The 23,388-nt window shown below is 69.7% G+C and carries 23 protein-coding genes and 1 pseudogene; 6 read left to right on the plus strand and 18 right to left on the minus strand.

The features are described 5' to 3' along the window. Nucleotides 1-32: 32 nt before the first annotated feature. Nucleotides 33-188, minus strand: coding sequence for a hypothetical protein (locus ACIPSA_RS30160; RefSeq protein WP_402639980.1), 156 nt, complete (start codon nt 186-188; stop codon nt 33-35). A gap of 60 nt (nt 189-248) precedes the next feature. Further along, complete coding sequence (locus tag ACIPSA_RS30165; RefSeq protein ID WP_402639982.1) at nt 249-1,469, minus strand: esterase/lipase family protein; 1,221 nt, start codon at nt 1,467-1,469, stop codon at nt 249-251. A 263-nt stretch (nt 1,470-1,732) separates the two neighbouring features. Between ACIPSA_RS30165 and ACIPSA_RS30170 the strand changes: the two genes are divergently transcribed. After that, entirely contained in the window at nt 1,733-2,428 is a 696-nt protein-coding gene (locus ACIPSA_RS30170) for an isochorismatase family cysteine hydrolase (RefSeq protein WP_402639984.1), read from the plus strand. 339 nt (nt 2,429-2,767) lie between these two features. Further along, nucleotides 2,768-3,385: a VOC family protein gene (locus ACIPSA_RS30175; protein ID WP_402639986.1), complete on the plus strand. Its 618-nt coding sequence runs from the start codon at nt 2,768-2,770 to the stop codon at nt 3,383-3,385. A 171-nt stretch (nt 3,386-3,556) separates the two neighbouring features. Here the strand turns inward: ACIPSA_RS30175 and ACIPSA_RS30180 are convergent, their stop codons facing one another. Beyond that, nucleotides 3,557-5,458, minus strand: coding sequence for a diguanylate cyclase domain-containing protein (locus ACIPSA_RS30180; RefSeq protein ID WP_402639987.1), 1,902 nt, complete (start codon nt 5,456-5,458; stop codon nt 3,557-3,559). 619 nt (nt 5,459-6,077) lie between these two features. Here ACIPSA_RS30180 and ACIPSA_RS30185 point away from each other — a divergent pair. Further along, the gene (locus ACIPSA_RS30185; RefSeq protein WP_402639989.1) at nt 6,078-6,452 is read left to right on the plus strand and encodes a hypothetical protein; all 375 of its coding nucleotides are present in this window, start codon (nt 6,078-6,080) and stop codon (nt 6,450-6,452) included. A gap of 706 nt (nt 6,453-7,158) precedes the next feature. Here the strand turns inward: ACIPSA_RS30185 and ACIPSA_RS30190 are convergent. The 9 genes from ACIPSA_RS30190 to ACIPSA_RS30230 form a co-directional block, all read right to left on the minus strand. Then, nucleotides 7,159-7,509 (minus strand): ArsR/SmtB family transcription factor, encoded by a 351-nt coding sequence (locus ACIPSA_RS30190; protein ID WP_402640516.1) that lies wholly within the window; start codon nt 7,507-7,509, stop codon nt 7,159-7,161. A gap of 426 nt (nt 7,510-7,935) precedes the next feature. Beyond that, the gene (locus ACIPSA_RS30195; protein WP_402639991.1) at nt 7,936-8,349 is read right to left on the minus strand and encodes an STAS domain-containing protein; all 414 of its coding nucleotides are present in this window, start codon (nt 8,347-8,349) and stop codon (nt 7,936-7,938) included. A 50-nt stretch (nt 8,350-8,399) separates the two neighbouring features. After that, nucleotides 8,400-8,825, minus strand: a complete 426-nt coding sequence (locus ACIPSA_RS30200; RefSeq protein WP_402639993.1) for an ATP-binding protein — start codon at nt 8,823-8,825, stop codon at nt 8,400-8,402. A gap of 3 nt (nt 8,826-8,828) precedes the next feature. Beyond that, nucleotides 8,829-9,236 (minus strand): pyridoxamine 5'-phosphate oxidase family protein, encoded by a 408-nt coding sequence (locus tag ACIPSA_RS30205; RefSeq protein ID WP_402639995.1) that lies wholly within the window; start codon nt 9,234-9,236, stop codon nt 8,829-8,831. Beyond that, complete coding sequence (locus ACIPSA_RS30210) at nt 9,233-10,957, minus strand: SulP family inorganic anion transporter (protein WP_402639997.1); 1,725 nt, start codon at nt 10,955-10,957, stop codon at nt 9,233-9,235. The genes ACIPSA_RS30205 and ACIPSA_RS30210 overlap by 4 nt, the downstream gene beginning before the upstream one ends. After that, nucleotides 10,954-11,295, minus strand: coding sequence for an ArsR/SmtB family transcription factor (locus ACIPSA_RS30215; RefSeq protein ID WP_402639999.1), 342 nt, complete (start codon nt 11,293-11,295; stop codon nt 10,954-10,956). Before ACIPSA_RS30215 ends, ACIPSA_RS30210 begins: the two co-directional genes overlap by 4 nt. A 164-nt stretch (nt 11,296-11,459) precedes the next feature. Then, nucleotides 11,460-11,819, minus strand: a complete 360-nt coding sequence (locus ACIPSA_RS30220) for a zinc ribbon domain-containing protein YjdM (RefSeq protein ID WP_363295999.1) — start codon at nt 11,817-11,819, stop codon at nt 11,460-11,462. Between the two features lie 109 nt (nt 11,820-11,928). After that, nucleotides 11,929-12,807, minus strand: coding sequence for an alpha/beta hydrolase (locus tag ACIPSA_RS30225; protein WP_402640518.1), 879 nt, complete (start codon nt 12,805-12,807; stop codon nt 11,929-11,931). After that, nucleotides 12,804-13,769, minus strand: coding sequence for an alpha/beta hydrolase (locus ACIPSA_RS30230; RefSeq protein WP_402640002.1), 966 nt, complete (start codon nt 13,767-13,769; stop codon nt 12,804-12,806). The genes ACIPSA_RS30225 and ACIPSA_RS30230 overlap by 4 nt, the downstream gene beginning before the upstream one ends. Before the next feature lie 187 nt (nt 13,770-13,956). Here ACIPSA_RS30230 and ACIPSA_RS30235 point away from each other — a divergent pair, with 187 nt between their 5' ends. Further along, nucleotides 13,957-14,415 carry a MarR family winged helix-turn-helix transcriptional regulator gene (locus ACIPSA_RS30235; protein WP_402640004.1) on the plus strand — a complete coding sequence of 153 codons (459 nt, stop codon included), beginning with the start codon at nt 13,957-13,959 and terminating at the stop codon, nt 14,413-14,415. A gap of 192 nt (nt 14,416-14,607) precedes the next feature. Here ACIPSA_RS30235 and ACIPSA_RS30240 read toward each other — a convergent pair. From ACIPSA_RS30240 to ACIPSA_RS30250, 3 genes and pseudogenes are all read right to left on the minus strand, one after another. Continuing rightward, nucleotides 14,608-15,042: pseudogene (locus ACIPSA_RS30240) on the minus strand (transposase); the annotation flags it as partial. Then, nucleotides 14,936-15,688 carry an SDR family NAD(P)-dependent oxidoreductase gene (locus ACIPSA_RS30245; RefSeq protein ID WP_402640520.1) on the minus strand — a complete coding sequence of 251 codons (753 nt, stop codon included), beginning with the start codon at nt 15,686-15,688 and terminating at the stop codon, nt 14,936-14,938. The gene ACIPSA_RS30245 and the pseudogene ACIPSA_RS30240, both read right to left, overlap by 107 nt. 322 nt (nt 15,689-16,010) lie before the next feature. Next, nucleotides 16,011-16,946: a LysR family transcriptional regulator gene (locus ACIPSA_RS30250; protein WP_402640006.1), complete on the minus strand. Its 936-nt coding sequence runs from the start codon at nt 16,944-16,946 to the stop codon at nt 16,011-16,013. Nucleotides 16,947-17,079: 133 nt separating this feature from the next. Between ACIPSA_RS30250 and ACIPSA_RS30255 the strand changes: the two genes are divergently transcribed. Further along, nucleotides 17,080-18,348 carry an MFS transporter gene (locus ACIPSA_RS30255; RefSeq protein WP_402640008.1) on the plus strand — a complete coding sequence of 423 codons (1,269 nt, stop codon included), beginning with the start codon at nt 17,080-17,082 and terminating at the stop codon, nt 18,346-18,348. 925 nt (nt 18,349-19,273) lie between these two features. Here the strand turns inward: ACIPSA_RS30255 and ACIPSA_RS30260 are convergent. From ACIPSA_RS30260 to ACIPSA_RS30270, 3 genes are all read right to left on the minus strand, one after another. Beyond that, on the minus strand, nt 19,274-20,356 hold the full coding sequence (locus tag ACIPSA_RS30260; RefSeq protein WP_402640010.1) for a S8 family peptidase: 1,083 nt from the start codon (nt 20,354-20,356) through the stop codon (nt 19,274-19,276). Between the two features lie 628 nt (nt 20,357-20,984). After that, nucleotides 20,985-21,527: a leishmanolysin-related zinc metalloendopeptidase gene (locus ACIPSA_RS30265; protein WP_402640012.1), complete on the minus strand. Its 543-nt coding sequence runs from the start codon at nt 21,525-21,527 to the stop codon at nt 20,985-20,987. Further along, the gene (locus tag ACIPSA_RS30270; protein WP_402640014.1) at nt 21,476-21,841 is read right to left on the minus strand and encodes a hypothetical protein; all 366 of its coding nucleotides are present in this window, start codon (nt 21,839-21,841) and stop codon (nt 21,476-21,478) included. The genes ACIPSA_RS30265 and ACIPSA_RS30270 overlap by 52 nt, the downstream gene beginning before the upstream one ends. Before the next feature lie 472 nt (nt 21,842-22,313). Between ACIPSA_RS30270 and ACIPSA_RS30275 the strand changes: the two genes are divergently transcribed. Continuing rightward, on the plus strand, nt 22,314-23,381 hold the full coding sequence (locus ACIPSA_RS30275; RefSeq protein WP_402640016.1) for an AraC family transcriptional regulator: 1,068 nt from the start codon (nt 22,314-22,316) through the stop codon (nt 23,379-23,381). Nucleotides 23,382-23,388: the final 7 nt, after the last annotated feature.

Here is a 23,388-nt window from a genome sequence, read left to right on the forward strand (position 1 = left end):
GCAGGTGGACTTGCCGCAGTCGGACGGCCCCATCACCGCCCCCGCCCCCCGGCACCGATCTCCAGGGACACCCCGTTCAGGGCGACGGTCTCGCCGTACTCCTTGCGCAACCCGCTCGCCCGGACAGCCACCCGCTCCCACACGACGACCGGCCCGGCCCCCGCGCCAGTGCTCTCTTCGCTGATCATGACAAGGCAGGCGCGCCGACGGCGGCCTGCCCTGTGGTGTGCGCGCTGGGCGTGCGGGGGTCAGTCGGGCAAGCGGTCCAGCAGCCAGCCGCACAGTTCTTCCGTGACGGCAGTGTGGGCCGTCGTGGTGGAGGAGCAGAGGAAGTCGTCGACGTCGCTCTCGGACGGGTCGAGTTCGTCGATGTTCGCGTACAGGTCCTTCTGTACGTCGATGTCACGGATGGAGACGGCGCTGACCGAGGGCACGAAGCAGACGCTCTCGTGCCGCAGGTCGACCTGAGCGCCGAACTTCTTCAGCGTGTCGGCGAGGATGCCGTAGGAGCGGAGGCTTCCGCCGGGAGCGCCGTCGAGTTCCGGGAGGCCGGAGGTCTTGATGGTCTTCTCGGCCTTGGGGAAGCGCCGCTTCAGCTCGGCGACGATGACCTCCCTGCCCTGGGCCTGGGTGTAGAAGGTGGTGCCGGGGTAGATCCGCTCGACCTTCAGCGCGGTCTCGCCGGGCGGGATGGGCAGGCCGGCGCCGTCGCCACGGCCATTGGCGAGCGCGAGGATGCGCGGGATGCGCGGCCAGTTGCCGACCTCCGCCAGCCTCTGCAGGAATTCCGTGCGCTCCGGCGCAATCCCCAGCTCACCGGTCTTCGGGTCGTAGTGCCGCCAGAGCGTCTGCCGGGCGGCCGGGCTGTTCATCTGCCGGGCGAAGTCGTTGGGGACCGGGATGAAGTGGGCGAACGCCTGAACGCCGGCGGGGATGACGGCGCCGCGGTGCGGGCTGTCGTACGAGAAGTACACGCGGGTGCGGTGATCCATCCGCTGCGTCTCCATGCGGGCGAGGGCGTAGCGGGTGACCAGGCCGCCCATGCTGAAGCCGCCCACCATCATACCGGCGCCGCCGAGTTGCTCGCCCAGGGTCCGCGTGAGGCATGCGGTCGCCGCCTGGGCGTTGTCCAGGATGGAGGCGCTGCGCTCCTCGAACCCGAGGAGGATGACATCACGGCCGCGGCGGCGCAGCTCGCTCAGGAAGGGGTAGTCACTGTCGAGGCCGGCGTAGAGCCACTTCAGGTCGCTCCTGCCGATGTTGAAGCCGTCTGCCATGACCACCGGCCGGGTGATGCCCTGGTTGCGTTCGCCGTAGAAGACGTGGGCGAAGCCGTTCGGCAGCTGCCACTGCTCGTCCGGCTCCGGCACCGGGTAGGGCAGCTGGACCGGGGGCGTAGAGCTCAGGGGGGTGGGGAGCGTGAACGCTCCGACGCTCTGCTCGGCCTTCTCGTCCTGCTGTTCGGACACAGCCGGTCTCCTTCCGGATCCGCGCAGGGCGCAGCAGCCCGACGGACCCGGGCTGGTTGGCTGCGGACAGTGCGAAGATCACGACCATCTTCAGCACACGCTCCCGCCGCTTCTTCGGACGCCGCACTCGGGATCCCTCGTACGGAGGCAACCCGGGCGGAGGGCCCGGATGCACTTCGGCCAGACGAGTGACAGACTGAAGCCACGGAGTCGGCGGTCTGTGGCGGAGGATTCGGGACTGCCTCCTGCCCGTCCTCTCTGTGTTGAGTCCCAGCAGCGATCTCCGTTCGCTGATCAGTTGGGAACGTTCCATGACCTCTGAAACACAGTACCCGCCGGATGAAACCGCTCTTCTGATCGTCGACCCGTACAACGACTTCCTTTCCGACGGGGGCAAGCTCTGGCCCAGGGCAAAGGAAGTAGCGGAAGGCATAGGCCTGCTTGACCACATGCGGACCGTGCTCGCCACCGTCCGCAACCGTGGATTCCGCGTTTTCATCGTGCCCCATCACCAGACGACGCCGAGCGACTACAGCACATGGGACCACCTGTCAACGACTCAGCAGCGCATCGTGAGCCAGCAAACCTTTGCCGAGGGCAGTTGGGGGGCCGAGTGGCACCCCGACTTCCAGCCCCGCGAGGACGAGCTCGTCATGCGCCAGCACTGGGCCTCGAGCGGCTTCGCGAACACCGACCTCGACTTCATGCTCAAGCAGCACCACATCCGGAAGATCCTGTTCATCGGTATGCGGGCCAACACCTGTGTGGACACCACCGCTCGCTTCGGCCAGGAACTGGGTTACCACGTGACCCTCATCCGCGACGCCATCGGCTCCTTCAGTTGGGAGGAGATGGCAGCGACATTCGAGCTCAACGCGCCTCTGTACGCCCACGCCATCCTCACAACCGATGAGTTCGTCGACATCGTGAACGGGAGGCCCGGGAAGGGCTCCCCGTGAGGATGGGCGCTCTTGCCGCGATGTTGTCGGTGTACCTCCTTATCGACCAAGTCAAGGCACATCTAAAGCAGTTGAGGAAGACGCTGCTCATCGGTCGTGGGGGTCGGTCCTGCGGATGTTGCAGCCCTGGCGCCGCACATCGCGGCCAACGGGGCCCTCACCGGCGCCACCTATGACATCGACGGCGGCCGACAGCTCGTCGCACACTGATCGCCTGACCGGCAGCCCAAGGCTCAGTCGGAACGTGGGCTGTCAGTGCCTCGCGAGTTGGTCCTCCGGGCCCGCCCACGCCGCGGATGCGGCCGCGTCGGTACCCCTCCGAGACGGGAGACACAAACCATGGATATGAAACTGGAGGTCGTCGTGGTGCCAGTGTCCGACGTCGACCGGGCCAAGGACTTCTACACGGCGCTGGGCTGGAGACTCGACGCGGACATCACCCCCGACGCCCAGTTCCGGGTGGTGCAGGTAACCCCTCCGGGTTCACCGGCATCGGTCATCTTCGGCACATCCGTCACGGAGCAGGCACCGGGCTCGGCTCGGGGCCTGCACCTGGTGGTCGATGACATCGAGGCCGCTCACGACGAGTTGACGCTGCGCGGTGCCGAACCGAGCGATGTGTTTCACGACGCAGGCGGCGTCTTCCACCACGGTGGTACCGAATCCCGGGAGCCCGGACCCGAGCCGAAACGCAGCAGCTACGGCTCTTTCCTGTCGTTCAGTGACCCGGACGGCAACGGCTGGCTCCTGCAGGAAATCACCACCAGGCTCCCGGGACGGCTGGATCCCGCTACCACCGGGTTCGCCTCGGCCGACGACCTGGCGAGCGCCCTTCGCCGGGCCGCGACGGCGCACGGCGAGCACGAGGCGCGCATCGGTGCGGAGGACCCCAACTGGCCCGACTGGTACGCGCGGTACATGGTGAGCGAGCAAGCCGGAACGGAACCGCCGTCATAGGCTGACCGGTTCTTGCCCGAGGCGGGAGACGGCACGGGTCATCCTGCCCCCAGCGGTACGCCGACATCGAGGTGCACAGCCGGCAGTTCGGCGGGCGGTCGTCATGAGCGAGGACGGAGTTCAGGACCTGCGACGCGTCGCACGACAACGCAGCAAGGTCTCAACTGCGGTTCATGTGACGCTGCAAGCGTGCGGGGGGTGTGCGTGATGCATGCGGATGCGGCCTTTACCTGCGGCTTTGGCCGCATACATGGCCAGGTCTGCTTGGTGCATCAGCTGGTCCGGTGTGATGCTCGGTACGGCCACCGCGATGCCGATGGAAGCCGATACCTCCACATCCATGGTGCCGATCGGGTACGGCCGCGTCAGCGCGGACAGGATCCGCTGGGCAACATCCCTCGCACTCGCGGGATGCGCTCCCGCCTCGCATTCGAGGAGGGCTGCGAACTCGTCGCCGCCGAGCCGGGCCACGGTGTCCCCCGCCCGTACGGATGCCTGGAGCCGACGAGCGGCGTGCTGCAGGAGGGCGTCCCCTGCCGCGTGTCCGGCCGAGTCGTTGACCGCCTTGAAGCCGTCCAGGTCCAGGAAGAGCACCACGGGCGGGGCCGCACCCGGCGTCTGCTTCCGCAGGGCATGGCCGACCTTGTCCGCGAACAGGGCCCGGTTGGGCAGGCCGGTCAACGCGTCGTGGAAGGCGAGGTGCTCCAGTTGCACTTGCTGAGCGATCCGCTCGCTCACATCACGACTGATGAAGATCATTCCATCAGGGTGATGGCTGATCGTGGATTCGACGTGGCGCCATGTTCCGTCGGCGCCCAGCACCCGGCAGGACAACCTGAGGGCCGGCCCGCGGGTGTCCGATTCGGCTTCCTGCCGCAGCGCCTGGACCGCTTGTGTCAGGGTTTCGAGGTCGTCCGGGTGGCAGTACAGGGGCAAGCGGACACCCACGAGGTCCTCGGGCCGATAGCCGAAGACCGACAGGGCGGCCGGGCTGACGTAGAGCAGATGCCCATCCAGGGAGACGATCGTGATCACATCGGAGGTGCGGTCGACCAGCGTTCGGTAGTGCGCCTCGCGCACCGCAGACTCATGCATGATGCGCAGGTGGTCGGAGTGGATGACGCCCTGCCGGACGCCGAGCGCGAGAAGCACCGAACCCGACAAGCCTGACATCACCGTGTCGATGGGACCGCCGGCGACGGTATGCGCCGTGATGGCCAGCGCACAGACACCCACGGGCACGAACGCCGCCACCACACCGATGACGGGCATCATCCGCCGGTCGAACCCCGCGACACTGACACCGCCCGGCAGCCATGCCGCGACGGCGACGAGGAACAGCCCGGTCACCGAGCATGCCGCCGCGAGGGGGACCCCGTGCCATGTGCCCGGCTCGGGCTGCAGGATACGAAGCACGTCGCCCGAGGTCAGGGCTGCGAGCGCCAGCACGGCAACCGTGGTCGCCGTGCGCTCCGCTTGCCGCAGGCAGAACCGCAAGGCGACCAGCAACCCGAACACGAGGATGTCCGCCACCACGCGTGCAAGACCGAAAAGTGAAACGGAAACGTCGCCGCCCTGGTCTGCGCGGTGCAGCAGCAGGACCCAGCCCACCGTGAACAGCGACCCCGCAATCAGCCAGCCGTCCAACAGCCTCCGCAAACGGATCAGGGTCGTCCCGTTCTCTGCGGCGGCCATCACCAGCGCAGCGACCGCGGCCCCCAGGCACGCGGCGATCCCGATGCATGCCAGCACCCGGACGACGGATTGGAACGCGCCCGCACCAAGCGGCTGCCACGTACCCGCCTGCTCTTCGAGGGCATGGTGAAAACCGCCTGCGGCCACCGAGATGGCCGACAGCCTGAGGCGAAGTCGGACTCTTCCGGTGGCTCCCGTGGCGGTTCGGGCACGCGCGAGGAGGGAGACGGCGGCCGCCCCGTGCGCCGTCAGTAACGCGATGCCCGTCGGCACCACGACGGCCACCACCACGCCCGCTGCGACGGCGACGGCCGCCGCAGCACCCTCGGACACGGCTTTGCCTGCCTTCGTGACATGCAGTCGGCCGATGCGAGCCATACGGCCGAGACAGTCTCGACCGGCCCACGCCTGCATCATGCGAACCCCCGACGATGATCAAGCCTGAAAGAGCAGAGGCACACGACGTCCGGGACTGCTCAAGCGGTTAAGAGAGTAAGACGATCACCTGGTGTGCTGCATAACCAGCCTTAGCGTTTTCACCTGAAACGGCGACAGCTCGGCGCGTCGAGCATGGCAATGCCTGGACACGGGTTAGTGGAAGCGTTCCACCAGCGCAGGCGCATGGCCGACCCCGGGTCGGCGCGCGATGCGCCGGCCGGGGTCCGCCGTGCGCCAGGAAAGGCGGATGACCGCCCGGTCCCCATCGATGCTGATGGGCTCAAGTACGAGCCTGTCGATCGCCGACTGGCCTCTGACGGGTCTGACTGCTGCTGAACTGCTGAGCACCGCTGCCGGACGAATTGCTACAGCGGACGCTGCATCCAGGCCTGCCCGTCAATCCTGGTCAGTGGGTGACCTTCACAGACCGCCTTTCGATCATTGTGTGTCACCTGCGAAGAGGCGCTCCGGACGCTGGATCCGTCGGCCTACGGTGCGGCCACGAGGGCGGGCCCTCAACGGGCGGCCCGCCACAGCCGACAACCAAAGGGAGGCTCCGATGGCGAGTGTGGAAGTGTCATTGAAGGAGATGATGGCGGGGGTCGATGGGGCACTGGGGGCGGCGGTCGTCGACTACACCAGCGGCATGGCCCTTGGCATCCTGGGCGGGGGCAAGGGCCTGGACCTGACGGTCGCCGCGGCCGGGAACACGGATGTCATCCGCGCCGAGGTGCGCACCATGGAGCATCTGGGCCTCAAGGGCCAGATCGAGGACATCCTGATCACCCTGGAGAAGCAGTACCACCTCATCCGGCTGGTCGCCGGCCGAAACGGCAACGGGCTGTTCCTCTACCTCGTGCTCGACAAGACCCGCTCGAACCTGGCGATGGCTCGCCATCAGCTCAAGAGGGTGGACGAGCAGCTCGAGGTGTAGGCCGTCCCGGAGTCGGGCTGACGCATGCCCACGATGTGAAGAATTCTTCAAGTCATCACATACACATGACCACATTTCGTGGATGCGGGCGGCGCGGCCCCAGCTGAGAAGGGCCGGCGGGGTGGGCGAGTTTCTGCGGCGGCGCGTCTTCGGGGCGCCGCCGCTCACGGCCCTCGGCGAGGAGATCATCGCCGCCGAACGGACCTTGCACCCGTCCCGCGCCTTCGGTGGACCTCCCTGCACACGAGGCAGGGCCGCGACGTCAGCGCGGAGCGTGCCGTCGGCCATGACGGCACGGTCCGGCCGGCACGGTCGGTCAACTTCGGTGTCGGTAGTAGGTGATGGTCTCCGTTGTCGCGTAGTTGCCGTGGTCGACATCGATGACGGTGAACACCGCGATGCCGCCGCTCGTCGTGTCGCGCAGGCAGAAGGTGCGGCCCGGCGGAACCTGACGGAGGTGGATCCATCCATGGGCGGGGTGGCTGGTGGCTTCGGCGGCGCATTGTCCGACGGTCGGCGCGTACTCGCCGGGGACGACGTATGCGTCAGTAAGCGGCTGGAGTTGGAAGGCGCCGTTGCCGTCGCCGCCGGCGTCCGTGCTGACACTCCTGGCGGTCTCCGAACGGCTGACCGCACCTGCGCGCAGGTCGAAGTGGCAGGAGCGCTGTCCGACTCTTGGGAACCAGCCGCCGTTCGGGGACCGCTGCTACGACGGCGACTTTCCTTCGCCCTGCGCGGCCTGCAGGTCGGCGAGGAGTTCGGCCTGGTCGGCCAGCACCCCGGACAGGATCGTGCGCGCCACCCGGAGCAGCTCGGCAACGTGCGGGCTGGCCAGCGAGTAGTACACGCTCAAGCCCTCCTTTCGGGTCCTGACCAGGTTCGCCCGCCTCAGCACGGCCAGCTGTTGCGAGAGATGCGCGGGCTCGATGCCCACCTCGGGCAGCATTTCCGACACCGCATGCTCGCGCTCGCTCAGCAGCTCAAGGACACGGATGCGGGCCGGGTGGCCGAGGGTCTTGAAGAACTCGGCCTTCAGTTGATACAGCGGTGTACTCACCGTGTCGTCGCCTCCCCGGTGCAGCAGCACGGCCCCATCGGCCGGGCCTCGGCCCGTCGCATCCACCCATTCGTCAACAACATGCGGCCCATCCTCGCGTGCGGCCCCGGCCAGGCCGAATCCACACTGTGCAGGAGAGCGGTCCAACCCGGCAGTGACGACCTATGCAATTGCTAAGATTAGCAACTCCTGAGATGGTGTGACACCACGCTGCGCGGCACCGGCGTCGCCTGGCGCAAGTGCGCCGCTTCCCGTCTCAAGTGCCGCCCGACCGCCATCGCGCAGGACGGCACATGCCCTCCCCCGCTGCGGTAACGCCCGCCTGCTGAAGCTGTGCTTCGCATCCTGCCCTTCCTGAAGATGTCCGCACCGTCGTGCCCGTCCAGGACGGCGCCGGCGCCTTCGCACCGGGATGAGCCGAAGACGTCACGCGCCTGCCTGGTTTCCGGTCGGCCATCCTGTGGTGCGCCACTCGTGGCGCACCTCCACGTGTTCCGCGCGCTGTGCGCCGTGTGCGGCAAGCGCGGCGGCCAGGCCGGGGTGGACCGGGATCGGCGGGCCGTCCCCGGTGGGGACGAGGGACCCGTCGGCGGGAATGGCGGCCAGTTCCAGACTGCGGCCCACGTCCGCGAGGCGGCGGGCGGCCTCGGCGATCGCCAGCTGCCCCTCGGCCGACCAGCTGCGCAGCTCGGTCAGGTCGACGACGACCGGGCCCGTGCCGCGCGCCAGCGCCCAGCCGACCGCCCCGGTGAAGCGCCGAACCGCCTCCGGGCCCAGGTATCCGGCAACAGACAGGATGCCGAGGTTGTCCTCGACGGTGTAGCGCCAGTCGATGGTCATGGTGGTGAACTTCCTTGCGCGGGTGTCCGGTCGAAGTCTGCTGTCCGGGGTCAGAGGGGGAGGGTGATCCAGATACTCTTTCCGCCGCCGTCGGCATCCGCGCGGACCACCGCGGTGCCGCCCAGGGCGAGCGTGAGCTCCATGACGGTGGCCAGGCCGCCCGTACCGGCGCCCGTGACCGACCCGTACAGCGGGGGCTGGTAGGGGTGTCGGTCATGGACGGCGAAGGCCAGGCAGTCCGCGCCCGCCGCGTAGATCACCGTCACTTGCGGGGAAAGCAAGGCCGCGTGCCTCACGCTGTTGGTGACCAGTTCGGCGAGGATCAGCAGAGCCGGGTCCACCGTGGGGTGCCGCAGCCCGATCCCCCACTCGACGAGTGCCTGCTCAGCGGTCTCTCGGGCCATCCGCACGGCGGACGGTTCGGTGGGCAGGGTGAGCACGTGCCGGTAGGGCAGGGCTTCCAGCTGTGTCGACATCACTCACGCCTCCGCGCGGACGAGGCGGAAACCTGCGACCGTCTTGGGGCGCAGGCGCAGCAGCGTGTCATGCGGGCCGTGCGCCCAGCCGGACAGGGTGCGCCGGTGGTGGGCGGCCTCGTCGGGGTCCGTGATGACCTCGGCCGGTCCGGAGACGGTGACCGTCCAGCCGGTGCCGGGCACGGCGCGGATCTCGTCGACGTGGTACGTCGCCGCTGTCGGCACCGCCGCAGCCGGGGCCGGCGTACGGACGACCAGGCGGCCGTACTCCCATACGTGCCGGGCCGGTCGGATCACGGTCAGGTCCCGCTGCGCATACACCAGCCGCCCCGAACTGCTGCCCTCCAGCAGCCACAGGGCCTCCGCGCCGGAGACCTCGACCATACGAAGGACGGCGGGAAGAATGCTCATCGCAGGGCCTCCTCGCTCTGGGTTCGGGACTTTGGCGCGGGAAGGGCGGACAGGGCCCCGGAGCGCTCCAGGTGGTCGCGGGCAGCCCGGATCGCGTCGGGGGTGGTGGCGTACTCGCGGCCCTCGTCGCGCAGCGCCTCCAGCGCGCCGACGGAGTCGAGGACCTGGCGCTGACTGGAACGTATGCCGGACGCCAGGACAACGATGCCGCGCCGGTGCAGCTTCTCCACCGCGTCCTTGAGGACCAGGGCGCCGGTGGCGTCCATGGTGGAGACCCGGGACATGCGCAGAATGACGACGCGAACGTCGGCGACTTCGGTCAGCTCCAGCAGGAAGCGGTGGGCGGCGGCGAAGAACAGCGGGCCGTCGATGCGGTACGCCACGATGTGCTCGGCCAGCAGCGCGTGTTCCTCGGCACTGTGGTCGCCCCGGTCGAGCGGCACCTGATCGAAGCGCGCCTGCTTGGCCACAGCACGCAGGGCGAGGGCGCCGGCCACGACGAGGCCGATGATTACGGCGTACACGAGGTCCAGGGCCAGCGTCGCCACGGCGGTCAGGACGAGGATGAGGGCGTCGGAACGGGTCGCCCTCGCCATGGCCTTCAGCGAGCCGACCTCGACCATGCGGATCGCGGTGGCCAGCAGCACGCCGGCGAGCGCGGCCAGCGGGATCCGGGCGACAACAGGCGCCGCCGCAAAGACGATCACGGCGAGAACGGCGGCGTGGGTGAGGGCGGCGAGGCGGGATCCCGCGCCCGTGCGGACGTTGACCGCGGTGCGCGCGATGGCGCCCGTCGCGGGGACGCCTCCGAACAGCGGGGCGGCGATGTTGGCCAGGCCCTGCCCGAACAGCTCCCGGTCCGGGTCGTGTTTCTGACCTACCGTCATGCCGTCCGCGACCGACGCTGACAGCAGGGACTCCAGGGCGGCGAGGGCCGCGACCGCCAGGGCGGGAGCGAGCAGGGTCCCCACCGAGCCGAGGTCGAGGAAGGACAACGACGGCGCGGGCAGTCCCGCCGGAAGGTCGCCGATCGGCTTCGCCGCGCCCAGGTGGGCCAGCTGTGCCACGATCGTCGCCGCGACCACGGCGACGATCGAGAACGGCACGGTCGGCCGCCACCGGGCCCCGAGCAGCATGACCGCGGCCACCGCGACGGCGAAGCCGACCGCCGTCCAGTTCGGGGACTTCGCGAACTCCTGCACCGCCCGCCAGGTCACCACCAGCACCCGGTCGCCCTCCGGCTTGGGCACACCCAGCGCGTTCGGGAGCTGCTGCAGGCCGATCACACAGGCGATCCCGAGAGTGAAGCCCTCGACCACCGGGGCCGGCACGTACTGCATGTACTTCCCGGCCCGCAGCGCCGCCAGGCCGACGAGCAGCACGCCCGCCATCAGCCCGACGGTCAGCACACCGGCCGGACCGTACGCATCGACGATGGGCACCAGCACGACCGTCATGGCACCGGTCGGGCCGGATACCTGCAGGTTGGACCCACCGAACACCGCGGCGAGAGCCCCCGCGACCACCGCGGTCGCCAGGCCCGCCTCGGCACCCAGCCCGGAGGACACGCCGAAGCCGAGCGCGAGAGGCAGCGCGACGATCGCCACGGTCAGACCGGCGAGCAGGTCCCGGCGCGGGTCGCGCCGGATCTCCGCGAGGTCGGCGCGGCCGGGCAGCAACACCATGATCCGGGCACACACCCGGCCGAATGCCGAGGTCACCGCGCGACGACCTCGGCTTCCCGCAGCTCGGCCAGCAGTTCGTTCCGCCCCGCCAGCATCTCGGTGAGGATCCGTCGCGCGGCCTTCATGAGGTCGGCGACATCCCCGCCGGCCAGCTCGTAGACAACCGTCGAGCCCTCCCGCGTCGAGGTGACGATCCCCGAGCGGCGCAGCACCGCCAGGTGCTGCGACAAACCGGAGGGCTCCACCTCGATGGCGGCCAGCAGGTCCCGCACCGGCATCGGCCCGTCCTGCAGCAGCTCCAGCACCCGTATCCGCACGGGATGCCCCAGCATCCGGAAGAACTCGGCCTTGGCCTGGTACAGCGGAACGGACACGATCCCTCGGCCTCCCCTACAGGACCCCACTGAGGGGGCGGACACGAAAGGCTGTGCCCGTGGCTACTTGCGAACACAGCGAACACAGCATCTAGCTAATTGCGAACTTTTGCAATTTAGCATCCTGTCGCGCCCCGGGCGAACCCTCCAGGGGCCCCGCGGGATCAGGCCTTCTTGACCACGCTCGACTTGAGCTGCATCGCTCCGAAACCGTCGACCTTGCAGTCGATGTCGTGGCCGTCGACCCCGTCGACGAGCCGGATGTTGCGCACCTTGGTCCCGGCCTTGATCCCGGAGGGGCTGCCCTTGACCTTGAGCGCCTTCACGACCACCACGGTGTCGCCGTCCTGGAGCACATTGCCCACGGCATCCTTGACGACGCGCTCTCCGGCAAGGTCGCCGCCCTCGGCGCCGGCCTCGGCGGGAACCCATTCATGGCCGCACTCAGGGCACACCACCAGGGCGTTCATCTCGTAGGTGTACTCACACGAGCACTTCGGACAGGGAGGAAGATTCTCGATCATCCCGTCAGCGTATCCGGCGCCGTAGCTCGGCCATGCCCCTCGGCCGGTGCGCAGACACAAGCGCCTGCGCTCTGTGAACCATCCGGGACGGCGCAACGCGGGCGCGGGCCTACGAGCTGACTGCGCCCGCGCCCGAACCGAGGCCGGCGAGCACCGCAACCAGCCACGTCATGGGCAAAACGCGTCGATCCTGCCCGCACGCCGGGGGCGTGCGCGGCGTCCGGCCGCCGGAGATGTTGGGGTATGCGCACCTGGGGCGGCCCGGCCGCAGCCGGGCCGCTCTGAAGTGGGGGTCAGGAGCCGCTGTGAGGAAGCGGTTGGCCTGGTGGACGGCCGCCTTGGCGGCGTTGGTGTTGGCCAGGGCGTTGAGCATGGCGAAGTCGTGGATGATGCCGGGGTGGCGGACAGTGGTGATGTCGTTACCGGTGGCGCGGAGCTTGGCGGCGTAAGCCTCGCCCTCGTCTCGCAGGACGTCGGCCTCGTCGGTGATGACCAGGGCCTTGGGCAGGTCCTTGAGCTGGTTGAGGCTCGCGCGCAGCGGGGAGGCGAGGATCCGCTTGCGGTCCTTGGCGTTGGGGGCGTAGGCGTCCCAGAACCACTTCATGGCCCTGCGGGTCAGCCAGGGGCCGTCGGCGAACTCCCGGTAGGAGCCGGTGCTGAAATTGGCGTCGGTGACAGGGTAGAAGAGCATCTGCTCACGCAGGGCCGGGCCGCCGCGCCGCTTGGCCATGAGCGTCACGGCGGCGGTCATGTTGCCGCCGACGCTGTCACCGGCGACGGCGATCCGGGAGCCGTCGACGTTGATCTCGTCACCATGCTCGACGACCCACTTGGTGGCCGCGTACGCCTGCTCGATGGCGATGGGGTAGCGAACCTCGGGCGATGGCGTGTAGTCGACGAAATGACCGCGCCACGTGGGTGCTGAGGCGGGACCGGGGAGGTCCGGCTGGGGGTGGTACGGGTGCCGGATGCGGTTGAGCGCGCTCAGACGGTGCCGAACGCGGTGCGTAGCGTGGCGATGGCCTGGTTGATGGCCGCTTCGGCGGCGTGGGTCTGGCGCAGGGCGTTGAGCATCACGAAGTCGTGGATGATGCCCTGGTAGCGGACAGCCGTGACGGGTACGCCGGCCTGGCGGAGCTTGGCGGCGTACGACTCTCCCTCGTCGCGCAGGACGTCGGCCTCGGCGGTGACGACCAGGGCCGGGGGCAGGCCCGTGAGCTGCTCGGTGGTGGCGCGCAGTGGGGATGCCGTGATCTCGGCGCGCTGGTGTTCGTCGGTCGTGTACTGGTCCCAGAACCACTGCATGGCGTCGCGGCGCAGGAAGTAGCCGGTGGCGAACTGGTGGTACGAGGGCGTGTCGAAGGCGGCGTCGGTGACCGGGTAGAGCAGCACCTGCTGCACGAGGGAGACGTCGCCGCGCTCCTTGGCCATCAGGGTCAGCGCGGCGGACATGTTGCCGCCGACGGAGTCGCCGGCCACCGCGATGCGGGTGGCGTCCAGGCCCTTGGAAGCGCCGTCGGTGACGATCCACCGGGCGACGGCGTAATTCTGCTCGATCGCGATGGGGTAGCGGGCCTCGGGCGAGAGGTCGTACTCGGGGAAGACGACGGCCGCGCGGGCGCCGACGGCCAGTTCGCGCACCAGACGGTCGTGGGTGTGGGCGTTGCCGAAGACCCAGCCGGCGCCATGGATGTAGATGATCACCGGCAACGGCCCCTCGGCGTCGGCGGGGCGGACGACGCGCGCCTGCACCGACCGTGTGGGCCCGCCCTGCACGGTCACCCACTCCTCGGCGACTTCCGGCTTGCCGATCTCACCGGACTGGACCTCGTCGACCGCCTTGCGGCCCTCGACCGGGCCGAGGTCGAACAGGTACGGCGGGTTGGCGGTGGCCTCGGCGAATGCGGCGGCGGCCTGCTCCAGCACCGGGCCGCTTGTGGTCTCGGACATGGGGACTCCTCGGGTTGACGCAGGGCCGGTGGCCTCGACGGCTGTTGCGCCCTGCCGTTCGACGGACAGAAGAAACCATAGCGCTCGATTAAGTCGTGCACAACTGAATCGAGCGATACATGGTCGTGGGCGTCTGGAATGAGTAGGATGGGCCCAGCTCTGATCGCCGGAGGTAAGGACCGCACTCATGGGCCAGAACGCGCGCGACGACGCCGAAGAGGGTTCACTGCTCCTTCAGGACCAGCTCTGCTTCGCCCTGTATGCGGCCTCGCGGTCGGTCACGACCCGCTACCGTCCCCTGCTCGACGAACTGGGGCTGACCTACCCGCAGTACCTCGTCATGCTGGTGCTGTGGGAGCAGGACTCGGTCTCCGTCCGGGGCCTGGGCAAGGCGCTCCAGCTGGAATCCAGCACCCTCTCGCCGCTGCTCAAGCGCCTTGAGGCCGGCGGCCTGATTCACCGCGAGCGGCGCGCCGAGGACGAACGCTCTGTTGCCGTACGCCTCACGCGTGCCGGAGCGGATCTGCGGGGGAAGGCCCGAACCGTCCCGCTGGCCATCGGCGACGCCATGGGCCTGACCCCCGAACAGGACGCCGCCGCAAAACACCTGCTCCGCCTGCTCACCGAGAACGTCACTCATGGTTGAGGCACCGGGGCGCTGCCGCACCGGCCGCGGAGGGCTCACTGTGGTGAGGGCCCACAAGACGCTCACGCGGCGGCGAGCGAGGACGGCCTGGGTGCGGCGTTCGCTCTCGGCGCGTTTGGGGTCGTAGAACCGACGCGACTCCTCGCAGTGCCGGATGCCGAACAACGCCGAGATGTAGAAGACGCGTTGGAACTGCGAGTCCTGGCCGCAGGCTTCGTCGCCGGTCACCCAGGACGCGGTGATTCCGGGGTCCAGCGCAGTGCCGACCGTCTCCCCGGCCAGGCGGGGCTTGGTCGCGAACTCCACATCGTCGGGGACACCCGCCGCGTGGCGACGCTTTGGATCAGAGCACCAGATGTGCTCGGGCAGGTGGAGCATCGCCCGCCGGCGGAAGGGATCCACCCCATGGCCCGCGGCCACCGCACGATCTTCAGGAGTCCACACAACTTCGATGATCACGCGGCGACCGTCCCGCTTGAGCGCCAGGCCCTCAGCTTGGTTACGCAGTCGATCCCGCGTGTCAGGCGGTGAAGCCGCCGTCGACGTGGATCGAGGCTCCGGTGATGTACCCGCCGTCCGCACTTGCCAGATGGGCGACGGTGGCCGCGATCTCGGCCGCTTCCGCATAGCGGCCAACAGCGGTGAAGCCGGCGATCATCTGGGCATTCGGTCCGGCGGCGGGGTTGGCGTCCGTGTCGGTGGGACCAGGATGCACCAGGTTTACAGTGATTCCACGCGGGCCCAGCTCTCGGGCCAAGCCTTTGGTCATCCCGACCAGAGCCGTCTTGCTCATCGAGTACAACGCCAGTCCGGGGAAGACCGCACGCTCGGCGACATTGCTGCCGATGCTGATGATGCGGCCGCCCCGGCCCATGTGACGTGCCGCCGCCCGGGAAGCTACGAACGGTGCCCGGACGTTCACCGCCAGGGTGCGATCGATCTCTGGCGACCCCATGTCCTCAAGCGAGCCGACGAGGAAGACGCCGGCGTTGTTGACCAGGATGTCGAGTCTGCCGAGCATCGCGGCGGCCTCGTCCACCGCGGCGGTGAGTGCCTCAGGGACCGCGCTGTCGGCTTGGACGGCAAGTGCCCGGCGCCCCCCGGCCTTGATCTGCTCCACCACCTCGGTGGCACGTTCCGCGCTGTTCTCATAGGTCAGCACGACGTCAGCGCCTTCTTCGGCCAGTCGTAACGCCACAGCGGCACCGATGCCCCGGCTTCCACCCGTGATCAAGGCCGCGTTTCCTTCGAGTCGGTTCATGACATGGAGCATCGCGGGCACCAGCGTTGGACGCTGGCGGGAATCCGACCTGGCATTCGACCCACGGACAGGCAACACCTCCCCGATCACAAAACCGCACTGGAGTACTGGGGCTCGTTCGGAAAGTTGATCAAGGAGGTCTGCCGATCTTGATGTGGCTCGGGGTCAAAGCCTGTGCGGACGGCACCGTCGAGTGTGAGGTGTCCGTCCACTCGACGGTGTGCCGGACTCACCGACATGCCGCCGGGACAGGGCCGATGGTGTGCCGATGGCCATGCCTGCCCCGATCCATCGTCCGCTGATCCGTCCGCGATCAGCGCAGGCGGGGCGGCGTTCAGCGCGGAGTCACCCAGCCCGGCGTCCAGGTCCCGGCGGCGTCGCAGCCGGCCGCTGTGGCGGCGAGGTGGGCCCGGAGGGCGGCCAGCGCTGGGTGGGGGTTGTCGCGGTGCCAGAGGAGCGAGTGTGGGTAGACCGGGGTCGGGTCGGTCACCGGGATGCGGCGCAGGCCGTGGCCTGCGGGCCAGACGAGGCGGGTGTGCCCGCCCATGAACGTGGCCAGGGCCGGGGTGTCGGCGACGGTGTCGAGGAGCGCGTCGGATCCGAAGTTGGGCCCGGTCGCCTCGATGGTGAGGCCGAACTCGGCGACGAGGTCGTCGTAGTAGGCGGCCCACTCGGTACCGGGGACGATGCCGGGCATCCAGATCCGGTGCCCGACGAGCTGAGCGACGGCAACCGACCGGGCACCCGCCAGCGCGTGGGCGGGGCCGGTGAGGAGCTGGAGCGGCTCGTCGAGCACCCGGACGGACTCGATGTCCTCGGCAAGGGGCCGGCCGGGCGCGGCGACGGCGCGGAAGGACGCGTCGATCGCACCGGACCTGATGGCGGCAACGGCCGTCTCGATGTCGAACAGCCAGACCACGTCGAGGTCGATGCCGGGGTGCGCGCGGTGAAAGCCGCGCATCAGGCCCGACGCCGCGCTGCGCGAGGCGAGCACGTCGACGCGCAGCGGTCGGCGGCCGGTGCGTACGGACGCGGCCGCGCGGTCGGCGACACGCAGCAGCTCGCGCGCGTGGGACAGGAACGCCTGCCCGTCGATGGTGAGCTCGGCGCCGCGCGCGGTGCGGGTGAACAGCCGCACGCCGAGGTTGCGCTCCAGCGTGGCGATGCGCTTGGAGACGGCCTGCTGGGTGACCGCCAGCTCGGCGGCGGCCTCCTGGAACTGCCCCGCGTCGGCAACGGCGACGAAGGTGCGGACTGTGTCGAGGTCCATGCCGACACCCTATTGGCACAACTGTTGGTTGTGTCTCGCGGCACTGCGGTTGTTTGATCCCCGGGTATGGGGCTCGCTTTGATGTTTCCGAACGCGGATCGGTTGTGCGGGTGAGGGGCGAGGGGCGACGAGCATGAGGAGCGGGCACCGGCTGGGACATCTGCTCGGACATCGGCTGGGGCGGCGGTTCGGGTGGCTCTGGGGAGCGTACGGGACCAGTGCGCTCGGCACGTGGCTCGCCTTCGGCGCGTTCCCGCTGATCGCCATCCGGGTGCTGCACGCCGGACCGGCCGAGGTCGCCGCGCTCTCCTCCGCGGGGGCTGCGGCGGGCGCGGCCGCGGCGGTGCCGCTCGGCCCGTGGGTGGAGTTCCGCCGCAAGCGGCCGGTACTGATCGCGATGGACCTGGTGCGGTTCGCGGCGCTGCTGACGATCCCCGCCGCGTTCGCGCTCGGCGCGCTCACCTTCCTTCAGCTCCTGCTGGTCTCGGTCGTCGTCGCGGCGGCCGACATCACCTTCCGCGCCGCCTCCGGCGCGTACCTGAAGACGCTGGTGCCGGCCGAGGACCTGCTCGTCGCCAACGCCCGGTTCGAGTCCACGGCCTGGACGACGACGATCATCGGACCGCCGCTGGGCGGCGCGGCGATCGGGCTCCTCGGTCCGGTGGCGACGGTGGTGGCCGACGCGGTCAGCTACCTGCTCTCGGCCCTCGGCATCCGCGCGACGGGCGGGCACGAGCCGCGGCCCGAGCGCGGTAAGGACACGCGTATGCGGGCCGGGGACCTTCTCGATGGTTGGCGGTACATCCTCGCCGACGCGGCGCTGCGACCGTTGTTCTTCAACACCGCCTTGTTCAACGGCCTGGTGATGGCCGCCCAGCCGCTGCTGGCCGTCCTCATGCTCGGCCGACTCGGGTTCGCACCGTGGCAGTACGGACTCGCCTTCGCCGCGCCCTCGATCGGCGGGCTGCTCGGTTCGCGGCTGGCCCGACCGCTCGTCACCCGGTTCGGGCAGCATCAGGTCCTGGTCGTGACCGGGACGCTGCGCGCGCTCTGGCCCGTCGGCCTGGCCTTCCTGGGGCCGGGCACCGCTGGGCTGCTGCTGGTGATGGGCGTCGAGCTCGGACTCATCTTCTGCTGCGGGGTCTTCAACCCCGTCTACACCACCTACCGCCTCGAGCGCACCGAGAACGACCGGGTCGCCCGCACGCTGACCGCCTGGGCGGTGACGACCAAAGCCTCGACCGCACTCCTGACGGCCGTCTGGGGCGTGCTGGGCAGCCTGCTCGGCCCGCGTACAGCCATCGGCCTGGCCGGCGTGCTCCTGCTGGCGACCCCGCTGCTGCTCCCCCGCCGCACGGCAACGCTCGGGCCCGATCCGGAGCCGGCACCGAGCCACGCCTGACGGGCCGCCACGGCCCGTCACCGCGATCGGGCTGCGCCGCCCTTCCGCGGAGCGGTTCGCCCTTCCGCGTACAGAAACACGCTACTGAGCCGATGGGACGACGCCCACCCAGGGGACGGGGCACCCGTCCCGCGACATGGCGGAGGTCGCCCTCGGTTCCGCCACTGACTGCGCTGGTTCGCCGGGGCGGGGATGTCCGCCCGGACACCACGCTTGCGCTGGTCGTCCGGGAGCGCGCGGGGTGAGCAGGCGATAGGCACATGGCGGACAACCACGCCGTCGGGTAACGCGCAGGCGGGTCATGGCGGCAGTGATGGCGGGGGCATCTCCGGCCTGTCCGGCGGTAGGAGCGAACGCGAGGTTCCGGCAGCGGGCATCGGCTGCGAGGCGGATCTCGGTGGTCAGCCCGCCGCGGGACCGGCCGCCCACCCCTCCTTGGCGTCCGTCCAGGAGTACCGGCTCGATCCGCGGTCACTGCACATCCGTTGCCGGCGCGTCCGCTCAACGACCGGATGCCGAGGAGGTCCTCCTGTCGAACCAGACGGGCTGGGTCACCGGCGCCGTCTGGGACGTCGACGGCGGTGTCATGGCCGGCCGCAACTGACCTGCCCGCACCCCGGTCCCGCACCCCGGTCCCGCACACAGTCCCCGGGCGGCGACGCCGGGGGAACCCCTCTTCCTTGTCCCGGCAGGGAAGGCCGGGTAGGGGAACTCGCGCCAGGCTGCCTGCCAGGTCCGGCCGATCGCCGGTAGCGGCACGCCGGATCAGAGGCGGCGAGCACGTCCGGAGCCTGCTCGGCGGCCGTCCCCGCGACGACCGGGTCAGCATGGCGTGGGCGCGGTGGCCGCGCGACTCGCGCCCGCCGTTCCGGTGAGGCGCGGCGCGGCGCTTGGGTGACCGTACGACCGGGGCGGCCGGCGCAGGTCAGAGGCCGCCGGTGTTGAGCAGCCGGTTGGGCGTGTCGGAGCGGACGCCGCGCACGACACCGCGGGTGGCCGTGTGGTCGAGCCAGACGTGGACCTCGTTGGCCGTGGCGTGGGGGTGTGCCGACAGGTACAGCGCGATCACGCCCGTCGCATGCGGCGCGGCCCAGGACGTAGCGCCGTCGGTCTCCGTGGTCGTACCGCCGCCGGCGAGTGCGGCGGTCACCTTCTGGCCGGGAGCGTACAGGTCCACGCAGCGTCCGTAGCCCGATCCGTAGGAGTCGGTGTCGCTCCACGCGCGGTCGGTTGAGGTGGAGGCCGCCACGACGATCGTGCCGGGGACGCCGGCCGGGGAGTGCTTGCAGGCGTCGTCATGGAAGTTGCCGGCGGACACCACCGTCGGGATCCCTGCGTTGACCATCTTCTTCACGGCGGAGTCCACGGCCGCCGACCGGTGGTCGAAGTTGAGCGACATGTTCACCACCGCAGGCTTCTGCGCGTGCGCGGTGACCCACTTGACCGACTTCACCACGGCTGCCTCGGCCGCCGCCGGGGAGCCACCGCCCCCGCTCTCGCACAGGACGCCCTGGACCCGTACGAGCTCCGCCTTGGGCGCCACACCGTACTTCGCCCCGCCGATGATGCCCGCGACGAACGTGCCGTGGCCCAGCCCTGCCTCGCTGAAGCAGTCACCGGAGTCCTTCGGGCCCACAAAGTCGGCGCCGAGGTGGGCGCGTCCACCGAACTCCTTGTGGGCGATGTCCATCCCGGTGTCGATCACGTAGACGTGAACGCCCTTGCCCGTGGCGGTGGTCGTGAACTTCCCGTTCAACGGCCGCGACCGCTGGTCCAGAATGTCCAGGTTCCACGGCACGTTCCGCGTGATGGGCGACGCTCCGGTCTGTGCGATCCCGGACAACTTCCCCACCGCGCCGGTAGATGTCGGCGCCGAGCCGGACGACGCCCCGTTCCCGGAGGGCGCCACGGACTCCCCCTTCGCGTGCGCGGGGAGCTTCCCGCCGCTCCCCACGGCCGCCGCGCCGGCTTCCCCGCCGCAGGCCGAGGCCCCTAGCACCGTCGCCATGGCCGCCACCATGAGACCGGCCTTCGTCACGTTCCGCGTCACAACGTCCCCCACGTCCCTGCCTTGTACACAGTCAGCGCACAAGACGACAACAGGGAGCGGGCGGTTCCATCGGGGTGTGCGGGTGGGTCGGTGCACGCGCTTGGCGGAAACCCGTCCGCTCAGCCCCCGTCTCTCCAGTGACGAGGGCGGGGCCGAAGCGACGGGTGACGATGGCTGTTAGGGGTGGCAGCGGGCCGGCCGTCCTCCGTCGCGTGATGGAAGGGTTCAGGCCTTCCCCGCGCAAGCGCCACTCCCCTTGCCTGTCAGCTCGCGCAGACTCGCCCGCCGCACGTCGACGCACAGGCCGGCGGCGTCGGCAACACGGCAGTGGTCGTCACCGACCGCAAGCACCACCACCCGCGTCCCGCCGGTAGTTGACCGTCGGGGAAACGACCACGCTGAGGGCCGTCGAAGTGGAAGGGCTCGTCGACCACCAACTCGTGGGTGAAACGGCTGGGCGCGGGCCGGACCATGTTGCTCTCAGGGACCAACGCCTCGTTACCGAGGGCGAACACCTCCGGACGAAGGATCACTCCCGGCTCCGGCGGCGCGTCCCGCTCGTCACCAGGGCGCTGGTCCCCGTCCATCACGGCGTCGGCGCCTCGGCGCCCGGGACCTGCAGACTCTCGGGAGGCAGAGCGACCGGAACGACTGGCAGCACTATGCCGACATCGATCGGTGCGATGTGAGCCACGAGCTCACCCCGCGCGGCGAGTGCGTGCAGGTCCGGCAACTGGTACGGCTCGGCAGCCGCAAGGTCGACCTCGTAGCCCAGGTCGCCGAGGCTCGCCACCGTCATACGGCTCATGGGGTTGCCCGGGCCCGCTATGAAGGGGGACATCAGCTCGTTGCCGAAGACGGTCTCCCGCCAGTGTGAATCCGCCGTTCCGGGACCGCCGAGGTTCTGGACCGGTACCGGTTGCAGTGTGCCTTCCCCGCGGAGCCTACGGTACTGGTCCATGGCGGCGCGCCCGAGGAAGGTCGGATTCGAGGTGCCGGCGTCCGCCAGCAGGCCTTTGTCGTTCCAGACGCTGCCGATGCCGAGCACATGGCCCATCTCGTGCGTGATGACGTCGTTCAGCGTGCCATCCCGCTCCATCTGCTCCAGGTCGGCCGTGTCGAACGACATAATGCCCCTGGCGGGGAGGAAGGCCGCGTTGCCAGCCAATGGGGCCTGACATGGGTGGGGCCCGCCTGTCCCAGGATCCCGCCTGGGCCGTCGATGGGGCGCCCCTGAGCAAGGATCAGCAGATCGTCGATGACCTCACCGTCGACCACCACGGACGGCAGGTCGCCCACCATGACGCGCACCCAGCGATCGGCGGCCGCAGTGAATGCCTTCTCCTGGCTACTGCTCAGTCCACCGAGGAAGCGGACCACGATCTTGAACGGCGATGTTGTGGCGGCGCGCACTTCGTCTCGACGGCTGTCGGCCACTGCCATGCGGATGTGCCGAATGTGACGTCACGACGCCAGGGTCGCGTTGGACGACTTCTCCGTCGACGCCGAGGGCGCTCGGCTCGGCGTCCCGGCCATCGGCCTCGCGCACCCGTCGACGCAACAGGCAGTCGTACTGGTCGAAAATGCCGTCCTGCTGCCACGCGGCAACGTACCCGTACACCGTCTCCCAGGGAGCGCTCGGACGGCCCCGGCACCCCCAGGCACGTAGGCCAGTCGGAGGACACCCCGCTGTGCATTTGAATCACACCTCCGCCGGCATGCGCGGCCGGACCGCGCCACAAGGAAGCGGAGGGCGGCACGGGGGCTTTCCTCGGCACATAATCGACAGGCCCGCGCACGGGCACCGCAATGCGGGCCCACGGACCTCTGGAACAGGCTCCGGTCGACGTTCCGACATGAGACCACTGCCTACTGCGGATGCGACGAGCGACGCCCTGGTCACAAAGGAACACCCATGCCCAGCCAACCCGCCGCGGACGACACTCCGGGTACCAGTCGCAGCACCTCGGCCACCATCCAGCCGAACATTCTGCGCTACCTCGCGCTGGTCACGGACACGTACGGTGTCGACCTCCAGCCTGAGCTGACCCGGGTCGGACTGGACGAGACGGTGATGCGCTCCGCCGAGCTGAGGGTTTCCTACCGGCAGGGCAGCACCGTCATCCGCAGCGCAGTGGAACTCACGGGTGACCCGCACCTGGGACTGCGGGTGGGTGCGGCGCAGCACCTGACCGCATGGGGGCTGCTCGGCTTCGCGCAGATGGCCGCCGACACCCTGCGGGACGCCATCGAGACGGGTGTGCGCTTCCAGAACCTCTCCGGGGCCATGGTGGTCTGGTCGGCAGACGCCGAGGGGGCCAGCTTTGTGCTGCGCGCCGCGTTGCCTGACCCCGCGCTCGATCCGGCGGTCGCGGTCTTCCTTGTCGAGGAGGCGTTCGCCAGCGTCGTCACGCTGACCCGCCTGAGCGCGGGCGCCGAATTCGTCCCGCAGAGTGTCGAGTTCGCCTTTCCCGCGCCACGCGACACGCATCCGTTCAACGAGCTGTTCCAGTGCCCGGTACGGTTCGCCGCCACCGAGAACCGCATCGTGTTCTCCCCGGCATGGGCCCGCCGCCCGATGCCCGGCCGCGATCCCGTCACCCATGCCTCCACCCTCGAACTGCTGGAGGAACAGATGGCGACACGCCGCGACCAGCAGGACCTGCTGGAGGTGCTGGAGATCTCCGTCGCGCAGAGCCTGCCCGACGTGCCCTCTGTCGTCGAGCAGGCCCGTCGGCACGCCTCCAGCGAGCGCACGCTGCGCCGTCGGCTGGCCGAGTGCGGTACGACGTACGAGGCGGTCGTCGACGGGGTACGACGTGAGCGGGTCGAACAGCTGCTGCGCCGACCTGAGCTGACGATACGTGACATCGCCCGGCAGACGGGTTTCTCCGACGTGCGGGCACTCAGACGGGCGGTGCACCGCTGGCACGGCGTGGCGCCCCACCGGCTGCGGGTGCCGGAGGGGCGCCGTGACGGCTGAGCCACGG

The sequence above is a fragment of the Streptomyces sp. NPDC086549 genome, assembly GCF_044746205.1.
In the GTDB taxonomy this organism is placed as follows: Bacteria; Actinomycetota; Actinomycetes; order Streptomycetales; family Streptomycetaceae; genus Streptomyces.